At 64.4% G+C, this 17,094-nt stretch carries 17 protein-coding genes; 4 read left to right on the top strand and 13 right to left on the bottom strand.

Annotation, left to right across the window (positions count from 1 at the left end):
- Positions 1-52: 52 nt before the first annotated feature.
- Together rimK and rimB are read right to left on the bottom strand one after the other, a co-directional pair.
- A complete protein-coding gene (gene rimK, locus BM315_RS04210; RefSeq protein WP_090498145.1) occupies positions 53-958 on the bottom strand; it encodes a 30S ribosomal protein S6--L-glutamate ligase in 906 nt (301 codons plus the stop codon).
- Positions 955-1,422: a retropepsin-like aspartic endopeptidase RimB gene (gene rimB, locus BM315_RS04215; RefSeq protein WP_090498147.1), complete on the bottom strand. Its 468-nt coding sequence runs from the start codon at positions 1,420-1,422 to the stop codon at positions 955-957. Before rimB ends, rimK begins: the two co-directional genes overlap by 4 nt.
- A 156-nt stretch (positions 1,423-1,578) precedes the next feature.
- Here rimB and BM315_RS04220 point away from each other — a divergent pair, with 156 nt between their 5' ends.
- Both BM315_RS04220 and BM315_RS04225 read left to right on the top strand, forming a co-directional pair.
- A complete protein-coding gene (locus BM315_RS04220) occupies positions 1,579-1,986 on the top strand; it encodes an RNA-binding S4 domain-containing protein (protein WP_090498149.1) in 408 nt (135 codons plus the stop codon).
- A 278-nt stretch (positions 1,987-2,264) separates the two neighbouring features.
- Complete coding sequence (locus tag BM315_RS04225; RefSeq protein WP_090498151.1) at positions 2,265-2,918, top strand: dioxygenase family protein; 654 nt, start codon at positions 2,265-2,267, stop codon at positions 2,916-2,918.
- Between the two features lie 4 nt (positions 2,919-2,922).
- Here the strand turns inward: BM315_RS04225 and BM315_RS04230 are convergent, their stop codons facing one another.
- The 6 genes from BM315_RS04230 to BM315_RS04255 all read right to left on the bottom strand — a co-directional run bounded on the left by BM315_RS04230 (position 2,923) and on the right by BM315_RS04255 (position 9,371).
- Complete coding sequence (locus BM315_RS04230; RefSeq protein WP_090498153.1) at positions 2,923-4,767, bottom strand: SLC13 family permease; 1,845 nt, start codon at positions 4,765-4,767, stop codon at positions 2,923-2,925.
- A gap of 433 nt (positions 4,768-5,200) precedes the next feature.
- Positions 5,201-6,385, bottom strand: coding sequence for a BaiN/RdsA family NAD(P)/FAD-dependent oxidoreductase (locus BM315_RS04235; protein ID WP_090498155.1), 1,185 nt, complete (start codon positions 6,383-6,385; stop codon positions 5,201-5,203).
- Between the two features lie 70 nt (positions 6,386-6,455).
- A complete protein-coding gene (locus BM315_RS04240) occupies positions 6,456-6,992 on the bottom strand; it encodes an O-acetyl-ADP-ribose deacetylase (protein ID WP_090498157.1) in 537 nt (178 codons plus the stop codon).
- 60 nt (positions 6,993-7,052) lie between these two features.
- Positions 7,053-7,700: an ABC transporter ATP-binding protein gene (locus BM315_RS04245; RefSeq protein ID WP_090498349.1), complete on the bottom strand. Its 648-nt coding sequence runs from the start codon at positions 7,698-7,700 to the stop codon at positions 7,053-7,055.
- A complete protein-coding gene (locus BM315_RS04250; RefSeq protein ID WP_090498159.1) occupies positions 7,693-8,454 on the bottom strand; it encodes an ABC transporter permease in 762 nt (253 codons plus the stop codon). Before BM315_RS04250 ends, BM315_RS04245 begins: the two co-directional genes overlap by 8 nt.
- The gene (locus tag BM315_RS04255) at positions 8,451-9,371 is read right to left on the bottom strand and encodes an ABC transporter substrate-binding protein (RefSeq protein WP_090498347.1); all 921 of its coding nucleotides are present in this window, start codon (positions 9,369-9,371) and stop codon (positions 8,451-8,453) included. The genes BM315_RS04250 and BM315_RS04255 overlap by 4 nt, the downstream gene beginning before the upstream one ends.
- 543 nt (positions 9,372-9,914) lie before the next feature.
- Between BM315_RS04255 and BM315_RS04260 the strand changes: the two genes are divergently transcribed.
- On the top strand, positions 9,915-10,349 hold the full coding sequence (locus tag BM315_RS04260; RefSeq protein WP_090498162.1) for a hypothetical protein: 435 nt from the start codon (positions 9,915-9,917) through the stop codon (positions 10,347-10,349).
- 218 nt (positions 10,350-10,567) lie between these two features.
- Here the strand turns inward: BM315_RS04260 and aqpZ are convergent, their stop codons facing one another.
- The 3 genes from aqpZ to BM315_RS04275 form a co-directional block, all read right to left on the bottom strand.
- Positions 10,568-11,257: an aquaporin Z gene (aqpZ, locus tag BM315_RS04265; protein ID WP_090498164.1), complete on the bottom strand. Its 690-nt coding sequence runs from the start codon at positions 11,255-11,257 to the stop codon at positions 10,568-10,570.
- 381 nt (positions 11,258-11,638) lie between these two features.
- The gene (locus BM315_RS04270) at positions 11,639-12,067 is read right to left on the bottom strand and encodes a hypothetical protein (protein WP_090498166.1); all 429 of its coding nucleotides are present in this window, start codon (positions 12,065-12,067) and stop codon (positions 11,639-11,641) included.
- Positions 12,068-12,175: 108 nt separating this feature from the next.
- Positions 12,176-12,565, bottom strand: a complete 390-nt coding sequence (locus BM315_RS04275) for a hypothetical protein (protein WP_090498168.1) — start codon at positions 12,563-12,565, stop codon at positions 12,176-12,178.
- Between the two features lie 616 nt (positions 12,566-13,181).
- Between BM315_RS04275 and BM315_RS04280 the strand changes: the two genes are divergently transcribed.
- Positions 13,182-13,913: a substrate-binding periplasmic protein gene (locus BM315_RS04280; protein ID WP_090498351.1), complete on the top strand. Its 732-nt coding sequence runs from the start codon at positions 13,182-13,184 to the stop codon at positions 13,911-13,913.
- Between the two features lie 224 nt (positions 13,914-14,137).
- Here BM315_RS04280 and BM315_RS04285 read toward each other — a convergent pair whose 3' ends face one another.
- Entirely contained in the window at positions 14,138-15,472 is a 1,335-nt protein-coding gene (locus tag BM315_RS04285; RefSeq protein ID WP_090498170.1) for a TldD/PmbA family protein, read from the bottom strand.
- Positions 15,472-16,914 (bottom strand): TldD/PmbA family protein, encoded by a 1,443-nt coding sequence (locus tag BM315_RS04290; RefSeq protein ID WP_090498172.1) that lies wholly within the window; start codon positions 16,912-16,914, stop codon positions 15,472-15,474. The genes BM315_RS04285 and BM315_RS04290 overlap by 1 nt, the downstream gene beginning before the upstream one ends.
- Positions 16,915-17,094 lie beyond the last annotated feature (180 nt).

The following is a 17,094-nucleotide window of genomic DNA, read 5'->3' on the forward strand; positions in this document are numbered from 1 at the left end:
GGAATGAGGCGTGGTGCGGATCTCGCGGATCGGACCCCATCCCCCATCCCGGCTAGCCCTGGCCCCGGGTGCGCGTGCGGTTGGGGCTGCCGTTCTTTTCCAGGTACTGGATCACCAGGCTGGCGACATCCTTGCCGGTGGTGGTTTCGATGCCTTCCAGGCCTGGCGAGGAGTTCACTTCCATCACCAGCGGGCCGTGGTTGGAGCGCAGGATATCGACCCCGGCCACCGACAGGCCCATCACCCTGGCGGCGCGGATCGCGGTCATGCGCTCCTCCGGGGTGATCTTGATCAGGCTGGCTGAGCCTCCGCGGTGCAGGTTGGAGCGGAACTCGCCGGGCCTGGCCTGGCGCTTCATCGAGGCGATCACCTTGTCGCCGACCACGAAGCAGCGGATGTCCGCACCGCCGGCTTCCTTGATGTATTCCTGGACCATGATGTCCTGCTTGAGGCCCATGAAGGCCTCGATCACCGACTCGGCGGCCTGTTGCGTTTCGCACAGCACCACGCCGATGCCCTGGGTGCCTTCCAGCACCTTGATCACCAAAGGCGCGCCGTTGACCATCTGGATCAGGTCGGGAATGTCGTCGGGGGAGTGGGCGAAGCCGGTCACCGGCAGGCCGATGCCGCGCCTGGAGAGCAACTGCAGCGAGCGCAGCTTGTCGCGCGAGCGGGCGATGGCCACCGACTCGTTGAGCGGGAACACCCCCATCATCTCGAACTGGCGCAGCACCGCGCAGCCGTAGAAGGTCACCGAGGCGCCGATCCGCGGGATCACCGCATCGAAGCCTTCCAGCGGTTTGCCGCGGTAATGGATCTGCGGCTTGTGGCTGGCGATGTTCATATAGGCGCGCAGGGTGTCGATGACCACCATCTCATGGCCGCGCAGCTGGCCGGCTTCGACCAGGCGACGAGTGGAATACAGGCGCGGATTGCGCGACAGCACGGCGATTTTCATGGGGCACCAGAAAGGTCAGCAAGCGAGGGTTTGTCTTGAACGTAGGTCAGTGCCGGATTGACCACCAATTGGCCGTCGACCAGGGCCTTGGAACCGAGCAGCACGCGGTAGCGCATGGTCTTGCGGCAGGTCAGGGTGAACTCCACCGGCCACAGGCGATCGCCCAGGGCCAGGTGGGTGCGGATCACATAGCGGCTCTGCACATGGCCGGTGGAGCTCTTGATCCGCTTCACCGTCACCAGCGGCGCCTCGCAGCGATGACGGCGCTGCACCAGGGTGCCGAGGTGCGCGGTGAAGCGCACCCAGTCTTCGCCATCGCGCTGGAACGGCTGGATATCGCTGGCATGCAGGCAGGAGGTGCTGGCCCCGGTGTCGATCTTCGCGCGCAGGCCGACCATGCCCAGCTCGGGCAGGTTGATCCATTCGCGCAGGCCGATCACGCTGAGGTGGTCGAATGTCTTCAAAGTGGGCAGGTCCCCTGATTTCCCGGCATTCTAGTTGGGCCTAATGACAACTGCATCAGGCAAAATCCACCTGAGCGCAAAGGTTGTGAAAAAACGCCTGCTGCAGCGTTGCGTTGGATATTTTCACAACCCCTGACTGTTTCGATCGAGAGTGCGATGAGCAATAAGGTAGGCGACAAAGACGACGACAAGGTGCGCCTGGACAAATGGCTGTGGGCCGCACGGTTCTACAAGACCCGCGCGCTGGCCAAGGCCGCCATCGAGGGCGGCAAGGTGCATTGCCGTGGCGAGCGCTGCAAACCGGGCAAGGAGCCGCGGATCGGCGACGAACTGCTGATCCGCATCGGTTTCGATGAGCGCAGCGTGGTGGTTCAGGCACTCTCCGGGGTGCGCCGCGGCGCCCCCGAGGCCCAGGCGCTGTACCGCGAAACCGCCGAGAGCATAGCTCGCCGCGAACAGGCCGCGGCACAACGCAAGGCCGGCGCCCTGGGCGTGCAGACCGACGGCCGGCCAAGCAAGAAGCAGCGCCGGCAGATCCACCGCTTCCACGACGGCCAGGATTGAGCGCTGGAGAAAAAACCTCGGCTACGCTGGCGAGGCGGTTCACTCGAACCAGGTGAGCAGTATTCTTTTGTAGCCCGGATGAAATCCGGGGAAGTCTGGCGCCTGAAAAAGCGCCCGGATTGCATTGGGCTACGTGTTGCGCCCGGCTTGCGACAAGTGGCAGAGGCGACCGGTCTTGCATCTTCTGCAGCCGCTGAGCGAGGCCCGGCGCAACACGCAACCGGGACCTGGCCTTCAGCTAGTCTGTACACATCGGCACTGGAATTGCGGAGGCAAACATGACCGCGACACGCATCAGCCGTCGCCGGCTGCTGGCCGGGCTCGGTGGCGGCGGCTTGCTGCTGGCCAGCCCGGGGCTCTTCGCCGAGCTGCTGCTGACCCCGGCGCAGACGCTCGGTCCCTTCTATCCCGATCAACTGCCGCTGGATCGGGACAACGACCTGCTGCTGGTCGGCGCGCAGTCGGCCCAGGCCCGCGGCATTGTGGTGCAGCTGCACGGGCAGATTCTCGATGCCCGCGGCAACCCGCTGAAGGACGCCCTGGTGGAAATCTGGCAGGTCGATGCCAATGGCGTCTACCTGCATAGCCGTGGCGGCGACCGGGCCAGACGCGACGCCAATTTCCAGGGCTATGGCCGCTTCGAGACGGCCAGCGATGGCCGCTACCGTTTCCGCACCATTCGTCCGGTGCCCTACCCGGGGCGCACCCCGCATATCCATTTCGCCGTGACCCTGCCCGGCCAACCGCGCTTCGTCACCCAGTGCTACATCCGCGGCGAGCCGCTCAATCAGCGCGATGGCGTGCTCAATGCGATCCGCGACCCGCGCCTGCGCGAACGCCTGATCGTGCCTTTCGTGCCGGTGGCCGGCGCGCGGGCGGGCGAACAGGTGGCGCGTTTCGATATTGTCCTCGGCTTGACTCCGGCGTCCTGAGGCTTCACAGCGGCCAGACCACGAGCAGCAGCGGGACACTGACCAGCACCACGAGAATTTCCAGCGGCAGGCCCAGGCGCCAGTAGTCGCCGAAGTGGAAGCCGCCGGGGCTGAGGATCAGGGCGTTGTTCTGGTGGCCGATGGGGGTGAGGAACGAACAGGAGGCGCCAATCGCCACCGCCATCAACAGCGAGTCGGGATTGACTCCGAGCTGGTGCGCCGAGCTCAGTGCGATCGGGCACATCATCGCGGCGGTGGCGGCGTTGTTCATGAAGTCCGAGAGGGTCATGGTCACCACCAGCAACAGGGTCAGCGCGATCACCGGATGTCCCTGGGCGATAGTCTCCATCAGCATGCGGGCGAGCAGATCCGCCGCACCGCTGCTGGCCATGGCCCCGGCCACCGGGATCAGGGCGCCGAGCAGGACGATCACCGGCCAGTCGATGGATTCATAGACCGAGCGCAATGGCACCACGCGCAGGAGCATGAACAGCAGCACGCCGAGCGCGAATGCCACCGCCGCTGAGAGCAGACCGAACGCCGCGCAGGCAATGGCCAGCAGCATCACGCTCAGGGCAATCGTCGCCTGGCGCGGGTTGGGGATACTGATGGCACGGTCGGCCAGCGGCACACAGGCATAGTCGCTGGCGAACTCGGCGATATCGTCTGCCGCGCCCTGCATCAGCAGCACATCGCCGGACTGGATCAGGGTCGAGCGCAGGCGTTTGATCGAGCGCTGGCCCTGGTGCGAGATCGCCAGCAGGTTGATCGAGTAGCGGCTGCGCAGCCGCGTGCCGCTGGCGCTGCGGCCGATCAGGGTGGATTCGGGCAGAGCCAGCAGCTCCTGCAGCACACTGACGTCCGCCTCCGGGTCTTTCTTCTCGCTGTTCTTTTCCTCGGTGGCTGGCCTGGCTGCGTCGCCGGCGGGTTGCTTCTCCTCTTCCGGTTCGGCAGGTGGCGGCACGTCAGCTTCCAGTTTCAGCCCCAGGCTGCCGAGTGCCACACCGAGGGCCTCGGGCTCGGCCTCGATCACCAGCACATCGTCGACCTGCAACACGCGGCGCGGATTGGGCGCCGACAGGCGGAACTTGTTGCGCACCATGCCGACCACCTGGGCGTCGACTTCGTCGAGCAGCTGCTCGACCTCGCGCAGCGTTTTACCGATCACCTTGGCGCCGTCCTTGACCCGCGCCTCGGTGAGGTAGCTGCCGGTGTCGAAGCTGGCGGCGTTACTCACCTCGCGCCTGGGCACCAGGCGCCAGCCGAGCAGGGCGATAAACAGCACGCCGGTGAGTGCCACGGCCACGCCAACCGGACTGAAATCGAACATGGCGAACTGGCCGGCCCCGCTTTGCGCGCGGAAGCTGGAAACGATCAGGTTGGGTGGCGTGCCGATCAGGGTGGTCATGCCGCCGAGAATGGTGCCGAAAGCCAGCGGCATCAGCACGCGGCCGGGCGGCAGCCCTTGCTTCTCGGCGATCTGCAAGGCGGTCGGCATCAGCAGGGCTAGGGCGCCGACGTTGTTCATAAAGGCCGAGAGCAACGCGCCGAGGCTGGTCAGTGCGGCAATCGCCAGCATCGGCCCGACGTTGCCGGGCAGTATGCGCTGGGCCAGGACTCTCACCGCGCCAGTGCTCTGCAAGCCATGGCTCAACACCAGCACGCAGGCGACGGTGATCACCGCCGGGTGGCCAAAGCCGCTGAATGCATCCTTTTCCGCGACCAGACCGAGCAGGACGCAGGCCAGCAAGGCAGCGAGGGCGACCACGTCGTGGCGCCAGCGGCCCCAGATAAACAGCGCCACGGTGGCGGCGAGGACGGCGAAGATCAAGCCTTGGTCTTGGGTCATGCGGGCGAACGCTCCTTGAGCGGGATAGGGGCGCCGGTGGGGCAGGGGGTGATGTTTGGCTCTTGCTAGCTTTGTAGCAGAGCCTGCGCCACGCCGTCAGTTCAATTGCCGTCGCCTGGCCCGCATGTTCGCGGCCAAGTACTCCCTCGCAAGAGCACCGCTGCGTCGTAGGCGATCCCCCGTCGTCCAGACGCCGCGCTGTCGTGCTGCAAACTGGAGGCAGTCGTGTCTGTCGGCTTGTGGGCACCTGTAGGAGCGGGCCATGCCCGCGATGGGTTTCGCGGGCATGGAACCAGGCGTCCCCCCGCTCCTACAGAAAACGTCATAACTCATAAAATCAATGACGTACGGGTTTGATGAGGAGCCTTGGCCGCGAACCGTGACCAAGGCGAAATTCTCCCGCGGCCAAGCCCCCTGCCACAAGGGCGGCGCTTTACACGTATTGCGCCGCAGCATAGCCCGAGGCCCAGGCCCACTGGAAGTTGAAGCCGCCCAGATGGCCGCTGACATCCAGCACCTCACCGATGAAATACAGCCCCGGGCTTTTCAACGACTCCATGGTCTTCGACGACACCTCGCGGGTATCCACGCCGCCCAGGGTCACCTCGGCGGTGCGGTAGCCCTCGGTGCCGGCGGGTACCAGTTGCCAGTCGGCCAGCTGCGCGGCAATCGCCTTGAGTTCTCCCGGCGTGTACTGCTTCAGCGGCTTGTTAACGAACCAGCTGTCGGCCAGCAGCCCGGCCATCTTCTTGGTGAACAGCTCGGCGAGCAGGGTCTTCAGCTCGCTGTTCGGCCGTTCGCGCTGCTGCTCGGCCAGCCACTCGGGCAGGTCGATATGCGGCAGCAGGTCGATATGCAGGGTATCGCCCGGCTGCCAGAACGAGGAAATCTGCAGGATCGCCGGGCCGCTGAGGCCGCGGTGGGTGAACAGGATGTTCTCGCGAAAGCTCTGGCCGTTGCAGCTGACCAGGCAATCCTCCACCGAGGTGCCGGACAACTCGGTGCACAGCGCCTTCAGCTGCGGGTCGGTAATAGTGAAGGGCACCAGGCCGGCGCGGGTCGGCAGCAGCCTATGGCCAAACTGCTTGGCCACCTGATAGCCGAAGCCCGTGGCGCCGAGGGTCGGGATCGACAGGCCGCCGGTGGCGATCACCAGCGACTGGCAGCGCACCAGGCCGGCGCTGGTCTGCAACTGATAACCGGCCTCCAGCCTGGCGATCTCGCTGACCGAGGTCTCCAGGCGCAGCTCGACCCCGGCCTGCGCGCACTCGTCCAGGAGCATGTCGAGGATGTCGCCGGCCTTGTGGTCGCAGAACAGCTGGCCGAGCTTCTTCTCGTGGTAGGCCACGCCATGCTTGCCCACCAGGCCGATGAAGTCCCACTGGGTATAGCGCGCCAGCGCCGACTTGCAGAAGTGCGGGTTGGCCGAGAGGAAGTTGCCCGGCTCGCAGTACATATTGGTGAAATTGCAGCGTCCGCCGCCGGACATCAGGATCTTCTTGCCGGCCTTGTTCGCGTGGTCCAGCAGCAGCACCCGGCGCCCGCGCCCGGCGGCGGTCAAGGCACACATAAGGCCGGCGGCACCGGCGCCGATAATCAGCACATCTGTTACTTGCACAGCCACTTCCCCACAACCCGACAGGCGCCGCGAGCGCGGCGCCAAACAGCGCGCATCTTACCCGAAGCCGTCAGGCCGATGCGGGCTGCGCGCCGGGCGGGGCCGCGAGCAGGCGCTGGTAAACCTGCAGGTCGCCGGCCGAGAAGCAGCAGAAGATCACCTCGTCGAAGCCGGTTAGCTCCTGCAGTGCCGCAGCCACCGTGTTCACCGCGATCTGCGCCGCGAGTTCGAACGGGTAGCCGTAGATGCCGGTGCTGATGCTCGGGAAGGCCAGGCTGCGGATGTCCTGGGCCGCTGCGAGTTCCAGCGAGTGCCGGTAACAGGCGGCCAGCAGCGCCGGCTCGCCCCGTTCGCCGCCATGCCAGACCGGCCCCACCGTATGGATGACGTAGGTGGCGGGCAAGCGGTAGCCCCGGGTCAGCTTGGCCGCGCCAGTGGTGCAGCCGCCCAGGTGCCGACATTCCTCCAGCAACTGCGGCCCGGCGGCGCGATGAATCGCCCCGTCGACCCCGCCGCCGCCGAGCAGCGAAACGTTCGCCGCGTTGACGATGGCCTGCACCGGCAGCTGAGTGATGTCGCCCTGCAGGGCGCGGACTGTGGTTGGCATGCTGGGTCTCCGGAAGTCCGGCTGGTAGTGTCGCCGCACAATCGCTGTACGGGTTACGGCTTAGACATTCAGCCGGCGCAGCCGCTCGCTGATCCGGCTGGCGCTGGTGCGTGCGCTCAGGGGCTGGTCCCAGTGCAGTTCGGCGGGGGTGCCGTCCAGGTACCAGAGGCGGTTGGCCAGGTCGTCGGCGTCCCTGGCGTCATGGGTGACGCAGATCATCGCCATGCGCGGGTGCGCGTCCAGCAGGCGGGTGATCAGGCCGCGCAGCTCGGCGGCGCGATCCGGGTCGAGCGAGGCGAAGGGTTCGTCGAGCAACAACAGGTCCGGCTTGATCGCCAGGCTGCGGGCCAGTGCGGCGCGCCGGGCCATGCCCAGGGACAGCTGGTCCGGCAGCGCCTCGGCGGCGTCGGCCAGGCCGACCTGGGCCAGCAGCCGGTCGATCTCGTCGTTGCGCGCGCCGACCATGGCCAGGTTCTGCCGCACCGTGCGCCAGGGCAGCAGGCGGTGTTCCTGAAACAGATAGCCGACCCGCAGCTCGGCGCGGCGCCTGATCATTCCGTTCAGGCGCCGGTCCAGCCCGGCGATGCCATTGAGCAGGGTGGTCTTGCCCACGCCGGAAGGCCCCAGCAGGCAGATGCGATCGCCCTCGGCGACCCGGGCGTCGATCGCGCCCAGGATCGGATGGCCGCCGATGCGCAGCTCAAGCATGCTGCGCCCCCACATCGCGCCAGCGCGAGGCGCGGCGTTCCAGGGGTTGCAGCAGCGCCAGCTCGATCGCCTGCACCACCGCGATAAAGGCCAGGCTGTAGGCCAGAATGCTCGCCACATCGAACACCTGAAAGGCCATGTGCAGCTGGAAGCCGATGCCGTCGGAGCGGCCGAGCAGCTCGACCACCAGCACGATCTTCCAGATCAGCGCCAGTCCGCCGCGGGTCGCGGCCATCAGGTAGGGGAACAGCTGCGGCAGCCAGACATCCGCCAGCCGCTGCCAGCGGCTGAAGGCGTAGACCTGGGCCATCTGCTCCAGCCTGGGGTCGAGGCTGCGCGCACCCTCGCGCAGCGTCACCGCGACATTGGGCACTTTGTTGATCACCACCGCCAGCACCGCCGCGGCTTCGACCAGGCCGAACCAGACATACAGCAGGATGATGGTGACCAGCGCCGGCAGATTGAGAAACAGCACCAGCAGCGGATCGAACAGCGCATTGGCCAGCGCCGAGCGGCCCATCCACACGCCCAGCAGCGCGCCGAGCAGCATCGCCAGGACGAAACTGATCAGCACCCGGCGCAGGGTCACGCCCAGATGTTGCTGCAGCTCGCCGCTCTGCAGCGACTGCCACAGCGCCCCGAGTACGGCGCTCGGGGTGGGCAGCAACGGCGTCTCCAGCAGCGCGGCGATCGCGGCCCACAGCGCCACGGCCAGGGGCAGCATGATCCAGTAGGCCCAGCGTGGCGGTTTCATGGTTCGGCCCGAAAGAACAGGGTCTCAGGCATCAGCTGCGCCGGGTCGGCCCCGGTCAAGCTCAGCAGGCGGCGCAGGTCGGCGATGCGCTCGGCATCCAGCGGTTTGGGCGTGCCCTCGACGAAGCCGGCCCGCAGCGCGGCAAATACCGCGTCGTCCTCGGCGCGCATCAAGGGTCTGATGGCATCCCAGTAGGCCGGGGTGGCGGCCAGCTCGGTTTTGCCCTGGCGCAACGCGCGCTCGAACCGGCCGAGCAATGCCAGGTGCTGTGCGGCCCAGGGTTGCGGGAATAGATAGCCGAGTACCGGCAAATCGGGGTTCAGCTCCAGCGCCTGCAGCAGGTCCGCCAGAGCAAAGGCGGATCGGCTGCCACTCTCTGCGCGCAAGCGTGCGGCAAAGTGCCAGTAGGTCACCAGCGCATCCACCTGACCCCGGCGCAGGGCCTGGCTCAGCAGCGGCGGCGCGGCGAACTGCACCTGCGCATCCCGAGCCAGATCGATACCCTGCTGGCCGGCCACCTGTTGCAGCAACAGCCAGCCGAGACTCTCGGGCCCGCCGGCCACGCCGATGCGCTTGCCCGGCAGATCGGCCAGCCGCTCGATGGCGCTGTCGCCGGCAACCACGATCTCGCCGATCTGCGAGGAAAACGGCAAATACAGGTAGGGCGTGCCGGCGGCATAGCGCGACTGCGCCCAGAGCAGATCCCCCACCGCGCCATCGACGCTGCCACTGGCCACCGCCAGCCGCGACGCCGGCAAATCGGCCACCAGCCTGACCTCGAGCTCGAAGCCCTGCGCGCGGTCCAGCTGCCGGCGCTGCAGATGATCGAGCTCCCAGTGCGCGGTGCCGAACTGCAGCACGCTGAGGGTCAGCACCGGCAAGCGGCTATTGGCATTTTCACCCGGCTCGGCAGCCATGGCGCTTGCACCGCCGAACAGCGCCAGCAGCGCAAGCGTTGCCGGCACGCCGTGCAAAGCAGTCAGGGCGCGGAGAAGCGCCAGGGCGAGGAACAGGATTAGACGCATCATAGCTTCAGGGTACGAAGCCGGGCGCCCGGCACGAATAGTACTTTGGTGCCTGTTTGCTGCTGCGATGGTCGAGCTTGGCCTGTGGGCGGCACCCAGCCGGCTCTCGCGCCTCTTCCCGTGGAGCACGATTTTTTTGCTGCCAGAATGGCCTGTCCAAGTCGGCCATTTGGCCATTGTCGGGCGATGTTTTTCTTCTCGATCAAACAGTTGCATGGGGGCTGGGGTACCGCCATTAGTTAGCCGCAGGCTCACCCTGGCCGCTGCTGGTGACCGCTCGCTTTCCCCCCGGAAGCCCGTTCAGGTACCATGGCGTCCGCTTTTGTGAGCCGTTTCTGACTCTCCGTTTGTGAACCCATGTTTGTGAACCGATGTTTGTGAGCCTGAGTCAGTTATCAGCCTTAACGCCGACTGAATGCGTACAGCGAGTAAATTATGAAGAACGAAACGAGAGCCTTGGGATTTGCGCCACTGATAATGCCGTTTGCATTCTCTTTCTATGCGTTTTTGGCCGGCGTGCCAGGCTTCAATATGCAAGAGGGCGTTCTGACCTTTATCGGTTTATTTTGCAGTATTGCGTTAGTTGGCCTGCCTGTCGTGTATATCTACGAGTTCTTTATCGGCTTCCGCTTCTATCAACTGCTCTCGAAAAAGAAGCGCGTTAATATCGTTACATTGACGTTGGGCGGCGTGTTGATCGCCGACTTCCCGATGTTTTTGATTTGGCCGCTGACAGGCGGGGCCGGCGCGGTAAGCTTTGCGGTGACCCTCCAGTTGTTTTCATTCGTTGGCTTCATGATAGGTCTCAACTTCTGGGTTTTGCTGAACTTCGAACGCCTGCGCGATTACGTCCACGCTTTGCGCCACTAACGCCGAGGCGCAGCGGAAACAAAGGGCATCCGCGAGCTGCAACGGGTTAGTTGCTCGCTCGATGAACTACGCCCGGAGGCTCTCGCTAGACATCCGTGGTCTGACCCTGAATATTCGCTGAATATTCGCGATCCTTGAACACCCCAGTTTGCTGCGCGACAGCGCGGCGTCTGGACGACGGGGGATCTCCTACGTGCGACAGGCCGCCAGGCGGTCCATCAACTCTCCTCGCTCGCCACCGCACGATAGGCCAGGGCACCGAGTACTGCCCCCACAATTGGCGCAAGCCAGAAGAGCCAAAGTTGGGCCACTGCCCAGTCGCCCACAAAAATGGCTACCCCTGTGCTGCGCGCCGGGTTTACCGACGTATTGGTGACGGGGATGCTGATGAGGTGGATCAGCGTAAGCGCAAGGCCAATTGCAATGGGGGCGAATCCGGCTGGTGCACGCTTGTCTGTGGCGCCAAGAATTACAATCAGGAAGAACATGGTCATGACAATTTCGGTGACCAGGGCGGCCACCAGGGAATAGCCACCCGGCGAGTGCGCGCCGTAGCCATTCGAGGCGAACCCATTGGACACATCAAATCCTGGCGCGCCGCTGGCAATGACGTATATCACGGCACCACCGGCGATTCCGCCCAGGACTTGCGCAACGATATAGGGGGCCAGCTGACTAGCGGGGAAACGGCCGCCCGCCCACAACCCGACCGAGACTGCCGGGTTGAGATGGCAGCCGGAGATGTGGCCAATCGCGAACGCCATCGTTAGAACCGTTAGCCCGAAAGCGAGGGAGACGCCATGCAGACCGATGCCGACATCGGGAAAGGTTGCAGCAAGTACGGCACTACCGCAACCGCCAAGCACAAGCCAGAACGTACCTAGGAACTCTGCGCCGTATTGCTTCATATTCTTCGCCTCTGTCGTGGGTAAACGCAGTTGGGGTGCGAGTCGCCTAACGATAGGTCAAGGAACGGATTTTTGCCCTTGCCCCTTCAAGTTCGCCGTCCCGTAGGCGAGCCCCGACGCCGTTATCGCCGAGGACCTGAGTGATTCCAGCGCTGTTCAATGGGTCAGGCGGTGTTTCTCGATCCAGGGTGCTGAAGATGAAAACCGTGCCGGGCGCGGTCAAACTCGCGCTGATGACAAAACTGGGTGATATGCCGGGTATGACCCGGCAGCAAGAAGCGATTCGCATAAGGCATCCCTTTCCCCTTCCCTAAAATCAATCACTCTGACCCCCCATTGAATCAGGGAAATCCGTGGTCTGACCCCGAATATTCCGCTTTGTCATCCCTTTATCTTCGCACCGGATGGCTGAAGCGCAGCGTAAGCCATGATCTCTGTGTCGCCATCACGATATGTAGCAGATTTATTGCCAACGAATGGAATATTTTGGCTGGCTCGCTTGTATTTTCCACCAAGCGTCTGGTTTAGGTAGTCAAATTTTGACTTAGGAAGGGTCGTGAGGACAGCAATTAGAACCCCTTTCGTGTCAAAAATTGTTGTAATTTTTTGAAGGCCGTCAAAATTAATGTCCGATGCAGGGACTGAGTACATGTTGCCATTGCTGTACTTATTAGTGCCTGTATGCTGCACGTTATACATGGACTTCAGATGACTCTCCGTGGTTTTGCCAAGCTCCATATTAAAAATAGTGGGGTCAGCAAAGGCAATTGAGCTAAACAAAGAAATTGCAAGGGCTATTCCCTTTTTCATGAGCTACTCCTTTTGGTTGGTTTGAGATTTAACGTTTGGTTAAGGGGCGGGCTTTAGGCCCGTCCCGAGCGAACGAACGAAGCGAACGGTCTGAATCGCTGGTTAGGTTTATGCATCTGTGGTTTGTGGTTGAATAGTCGGTGTGCATCCTTTGAATTTTATTATTCGCTTGGTGACCCTGCGGCCTTCTCCACCTAAGCCCAAGGATATTGATTCCCCATCAGTGCTTAGCCCGGCATTTCCTTTTCCAGAGGTGTCGTAAAACTCTTCAATTTCAACTTCTTCAGCGCTATCTATTCTTCTAGATATAGCAAGTTCTTGTTCAACCTTTGCCTGTGCCAGCAAGGCTTTTGCCTTGATTTCAGCTCGGAGAGACTCTTCTTTTAGTGTCGATATCGGGGTCGTGCTATCGGCGTCGGATATTGTTTCAACAATTTTCTTGATGCCGATTCCGATTAGATATCCGGTTGGGTTGGATAATGCTGTAGCTGGAATCATATTTTTCCCTCTATAGTTCAACAGTGATTAGACGGAATTCTTCGTTATCGAATAACGCCGCATTCTAGATAACTCCACACGCATGCCAGCGACGCCTATCATGAACTCCCTCCATGTCAAACTATTACCTGTAAGGGCAGTGAACAGTGGGTAATCGCATAGCCGCTGGTTTTCACTCAACCGATACGCTGTGCTTAAGCGCTGTCTGGCCAGTTTCCTGTTGGCCTGCCGTGAAAACACCGCGTAACGCCGAACCGGGACACTATCGCGGGGCGCTGCTGTGGCAAGCCTGGGCCATTCGGGTGATGTGCAATGCATACCAAGCTCCCTTTGGTAACAGCGGGTGCGCAGGATGGCACCGGGCCAGCTAAGGTGTTTCGACCTTATAGCATTTGTCGTATGGGCGGCAATCCGTGTTTGCCCTGCCCCCTATGCGCAGCCGGTATGCCATCCCGATGGCTATCACCGGCTCAACCCGGGTGATCCGGGTACCAGATAGCAGTTGCCTCACCACCCGCAGAATGTTTCAGTACGGCGATAACCAATAGAGCTGGCAGACCCGACGGATGCTCCGGGGATGACCAGTCTGGACTCCTTGCCTTGTGGACAGCCGGTCATGAATGGATTGCGTGCGTTGTGCCTGTCGCTGCTGTTGCTGCCGTTGGCTGTGGCGGGCGAAACCCTGCGTCTGGTGGCTGACCCCTGGCCGCCGTTCACTGACCAGAGCCTGCTGAATAACGGCGTGGCGTCCGATCTGGTGAGCAGCGCGCTGGGTCGTGCCGGTTATGCCACGGACTATGCCCAGGTGCCCTGGGAGCGGGCGGTGCGCGGCTTGCGGCGGGCCGACTACGATGTGCTGATCAATGCCTGGTACACCGAGGCGCGCGCCAGCTTCGGTTATTTCTCCCAGCCCTATCTGATCAATCGCATCCGCCTGCTGCGGCGCAAGGGCAGCGCCATCCGCTTCGAGCAACTGGCCGATCTGTATATACAACGCATCGCGGTGGTGCGTGGCTATGCCTATTCCGTCGAATTCGACAGCGACCCGCGGCTGCACAAGGTGGGCGTCGGCAGTTTCGCCAGCGCCGCGCGCATGCTGCAGGCCGGGCGAGTCGAGTTGACCCTGGAGGACGAGTTCGTCGCCCGCTATCACTTGGCTCGCGGGCTGAGCGATATTCGCGATGAGCTTGAGTTTATCGAGCGGCCATTGAGCGAGAACGGTCTGCATATCCTGGTGCGGCGCAGCCATGCGCAGCACCGGCAGATTGCCGAGGCGTTCGACCGGGCCATTGTCGCCATGCACGCCGATGGCAGCTATGCGGCGATTCTCCAGCGGCATGGCCTGTAGTGGGGCGTCGCCTCTTTGAGTGACTGCCTACCAGGCAGGCATGGGTGTTTTGTCGGCGCGGCAGGGGGCGCTATTGATGGGTATCGCTGCGCTCAACTCCATCCTACGAGGCGTGGCCGTGCCGTGGACGGTGCGCGGCGTCAGGCCGTCACCTGATGTTGTTTGGTTGATTGATCGCTGCCTGCCTCTGCATGCTGCTGCAGCTTTCAGTCATCGGCGGGGCTTCAAAGCGTTAAGGTCAGGCGCCGGAGCAATGCGCCGGGTAGCAGGGTCGAGCCGTTGTGGCGTTGCCGGTAGGTGCTGGTGGACAGGCTCAGCTCGCGTTCGCGGGTCAGGGCTTCGAGCTGGCTGCCGAGCAGGTCGTAGAGGCTGTCGTCGAAGCGCATGCTGGCGAGCGGCGCCTGCAGCTTGCCGTCCTCGACCCAGAAGCTGGCGAAGCGGGTCATGCCGGTCAGGCGCGCTGCCGGGCGGTCTGAGTAGTTGAGGTACCAGAGGTTGCCGATATACAGGCCGTCGCCGAGGCGGGCGAGGATCTCGTCCTGCTCCAGGCTGCCGGCGGCCATGGCCAGCGACTGCGGGCTTTCCCAGGGGCTGGCGCCGTTGGCCGGCAGGCTGTATTCGGCGGCGCTGCGGGCGCTGACCAGTTGCTCGCCGGGCTGGCCGGCGCGGATCAGCTGCAGGTCGCGGCGCGGGTAGCCTTCGCTGGAGAAGGCCGGGGTCAGCGAGCCCGTGACCTGCTCGTGCAGGTTAAGCAGCGGGCTGAGGCTGGCGGTGCCGGCATGCAAGCGTTGCAGCGGGCTGTCCTTGTCGGCCAGGGCCTGAGCGGAAAAGCCGCCCCAGCTCATCAGTTCGAGAATTTCCTGCAGGGCGGCGGGCGCCAGGTAGGCGCGGTAGCTGCCGGGCGCCAGGGTGCGTACGGGCTGGGCCAAATAGCTCAGTTGCTCGCGCGCCTGCTGCATACGCCGGGCGAAGGCGTCGGCCTGCCAGGTCTGGCCGGCGTACTGGGCCTTGAGCGCCTGGCCGTTGCTGTGGAACAGGCTCCAGTCGAAATTGAAGCTGCTCGCCTGGTGCCAGCCGAAGGCGCCGCTGGAGCTGGCGAAGCCACGGCTGAGCGGGCCGGCGGCGTAGAAGCCGACCAGGTCCAGGCCCTGTGCGGCTTGGCCGATCTGTTCGACCACCGCGGCGCTGTCCGGCAGCGCTTCGAGTTGCAGCACCTGGCTGTGCCAGGCCTCGCGGTTGAGCTGCAGGTAGGGGTCGGGCGGCAACAGCGGCAGGGTCTGGCGCAGCTGCGCCAGGGCTTCGGCCAGGCGCTGGCGATCCACCTGCGGCGCGCCGCCGAGGGTGACCTGCAGCTCGGCATGGCGGCCGTCGCGGATCAGCTGCAGGCACAGGCTGGCCTGCTGCACATGGCCGGCCTGGCGCACCTTGCCCTGGTTGAAGCGGATGAACTCGGAGGATTCGCCGCTGTAGCCGAGGCTGAATTCTTCGCCGGCGCCCAGGGCGCCGCGCAGCCACGCGGCCAGGGCTTCGAATTGGCTGAGGGCGTCTGGCTTGCTCATCAGGCCGCTCCGCCGAATACGTCGACCCGGCTGAATACGCAGGCCGGGGTGGCGTGGCCGACGCGGATCACCTGGTTGGGTTCGCCCTTGCCACAGTGCGGGGTGCCGAGCACCTCGCGGGTGCTGGCGTCGCCGACGGCCGTCAGCGCGCCCCAGAACTGGCTGGAGATGCCGCGGTAGTTGGGGTTCTTGACCACGCCGCGCAGTTGGCCGTGCTCGATCAGTTGGCCCCATTCGCAGCCGAACTGGAACTTGTTGCGCGCGTCGTCGATCGACCAGGAGCGGTTGCTGGCCATCAGGATGCCGTGCTCGATACCGCCGATCAATTGCTGAAGATTCTGTCCGCCCGGTTCGATATTGAGGTTGGCCATGCGGTCGATCGGCGGCCGGTTCCAGTTGCTGGCGCGGCTGTTGGCCACGCCCGCCAGGCCGCTGCGCCACTGCGACAGGGCGCCACCGAGGGGGCGCAGCAGCAGACCGTCGCGGATCAGGTACTCGCGGCTGGCCGGGCTGCCATCGTCGTCGTGGGCGTAGCTGGCCAGCTCTTCGGGGATCTGCGGGTCGAAGGTCACGTTGAGCAGGCTGGAGCCGTATTGCAGGTGGCCGAAGTCGCCGGCCTTGACGAAGCTGGTGCCGGCGAAGTTACGCTCGTCGCCGAGGATGCGGTCCAGCTCCAGCGGGTGGCCGATGGATTCGTGCAGTTGCAGGATCATCTGGTCCGGCATCAGCAGCAGGTCGCGCGGGCCGCTCGGCGCGTTGGGCGCCAGCAGCAGTTGCAGGGCCTGGTCGGCGACCTGCGGCGCGGCACCGATCAGGCCCAGGCGCTCGATCACCTCGGCGCCGCCCTGCTGGCCGAGGTGGGCGCCGCCGAGGTTGCGGGTCTGGCTGTCCTGGCCGTCGTAGGCGGTGACGCTGAGGTGCGGGTAGACGAAGCGCTGGGCCTGGCGCAGCTCGGCGCCGCTGTTGTTGAGGTAGAGCTGCTCGACCTGGGTCAGGTCGAGGCCGACCCGCCAATTGACCAGGCGCGGGTCGCTGGGCACGGCGGCGGACTCGGCGGCCAGCAACTGGTAGCAGGCGGCGAGCGAGGGGAAAGCATCCTCCAGGCCGGGCGAGCGGTACTCGCCGCGTTCGCCGGAGGGCGCCAGGGCGCGCAGCTCGAGCAAGGCTTGCGGGGCGATCCGCCGGGCCAGCTCGGTGGCCCGCTCCAGCGCGGCCTGCAGGCCTTGGCGCGACAGGTCGTTGGTCGCCGCGTAGGCCTCGACTCCGGCCAGCCGCACACTGAGCATCGCGCCCTGATCACGGCTGAAGCGCGGCGGCTCGGCCACCTGCTTGCGCATCGCCAGCTGCTGGTGGTCTTCGCGCACATAGCGTAGCGACCAGTATTCGGCGTCGCTGTGCAGGGCGGCGAAGTGCTGCTTGAGTGTGGCGAAGGCCTCGAACATCTGGCGGCTCCTGTAGTGCGGCGCCCGCGGTAAGCGGGGCTGGAGGGTGCCCAAGCGTCATGATTGTCCAGGGCGGGGTTTGCGACAAGCGGGTGGACGGGTTGCTGGATCAGCGAGCAAAGGCATCGCCCCGAGGTCGGGCCTCCTACAGGTACGTGGGTATCGCCGGGCTGTTGTGGG

Origin of the sequence: Pseudomonas borbori, from assembly GCF_900115555.1 — a bacterium.
Taxonomy (GTDB): domain Bacteria; phylum Pseudomonadota; class Gammaproteobacteria; order Pseudomonadales; family Pseudomonadaceae; genus Aquipseudomonas; species Aquipseudomonas borbori.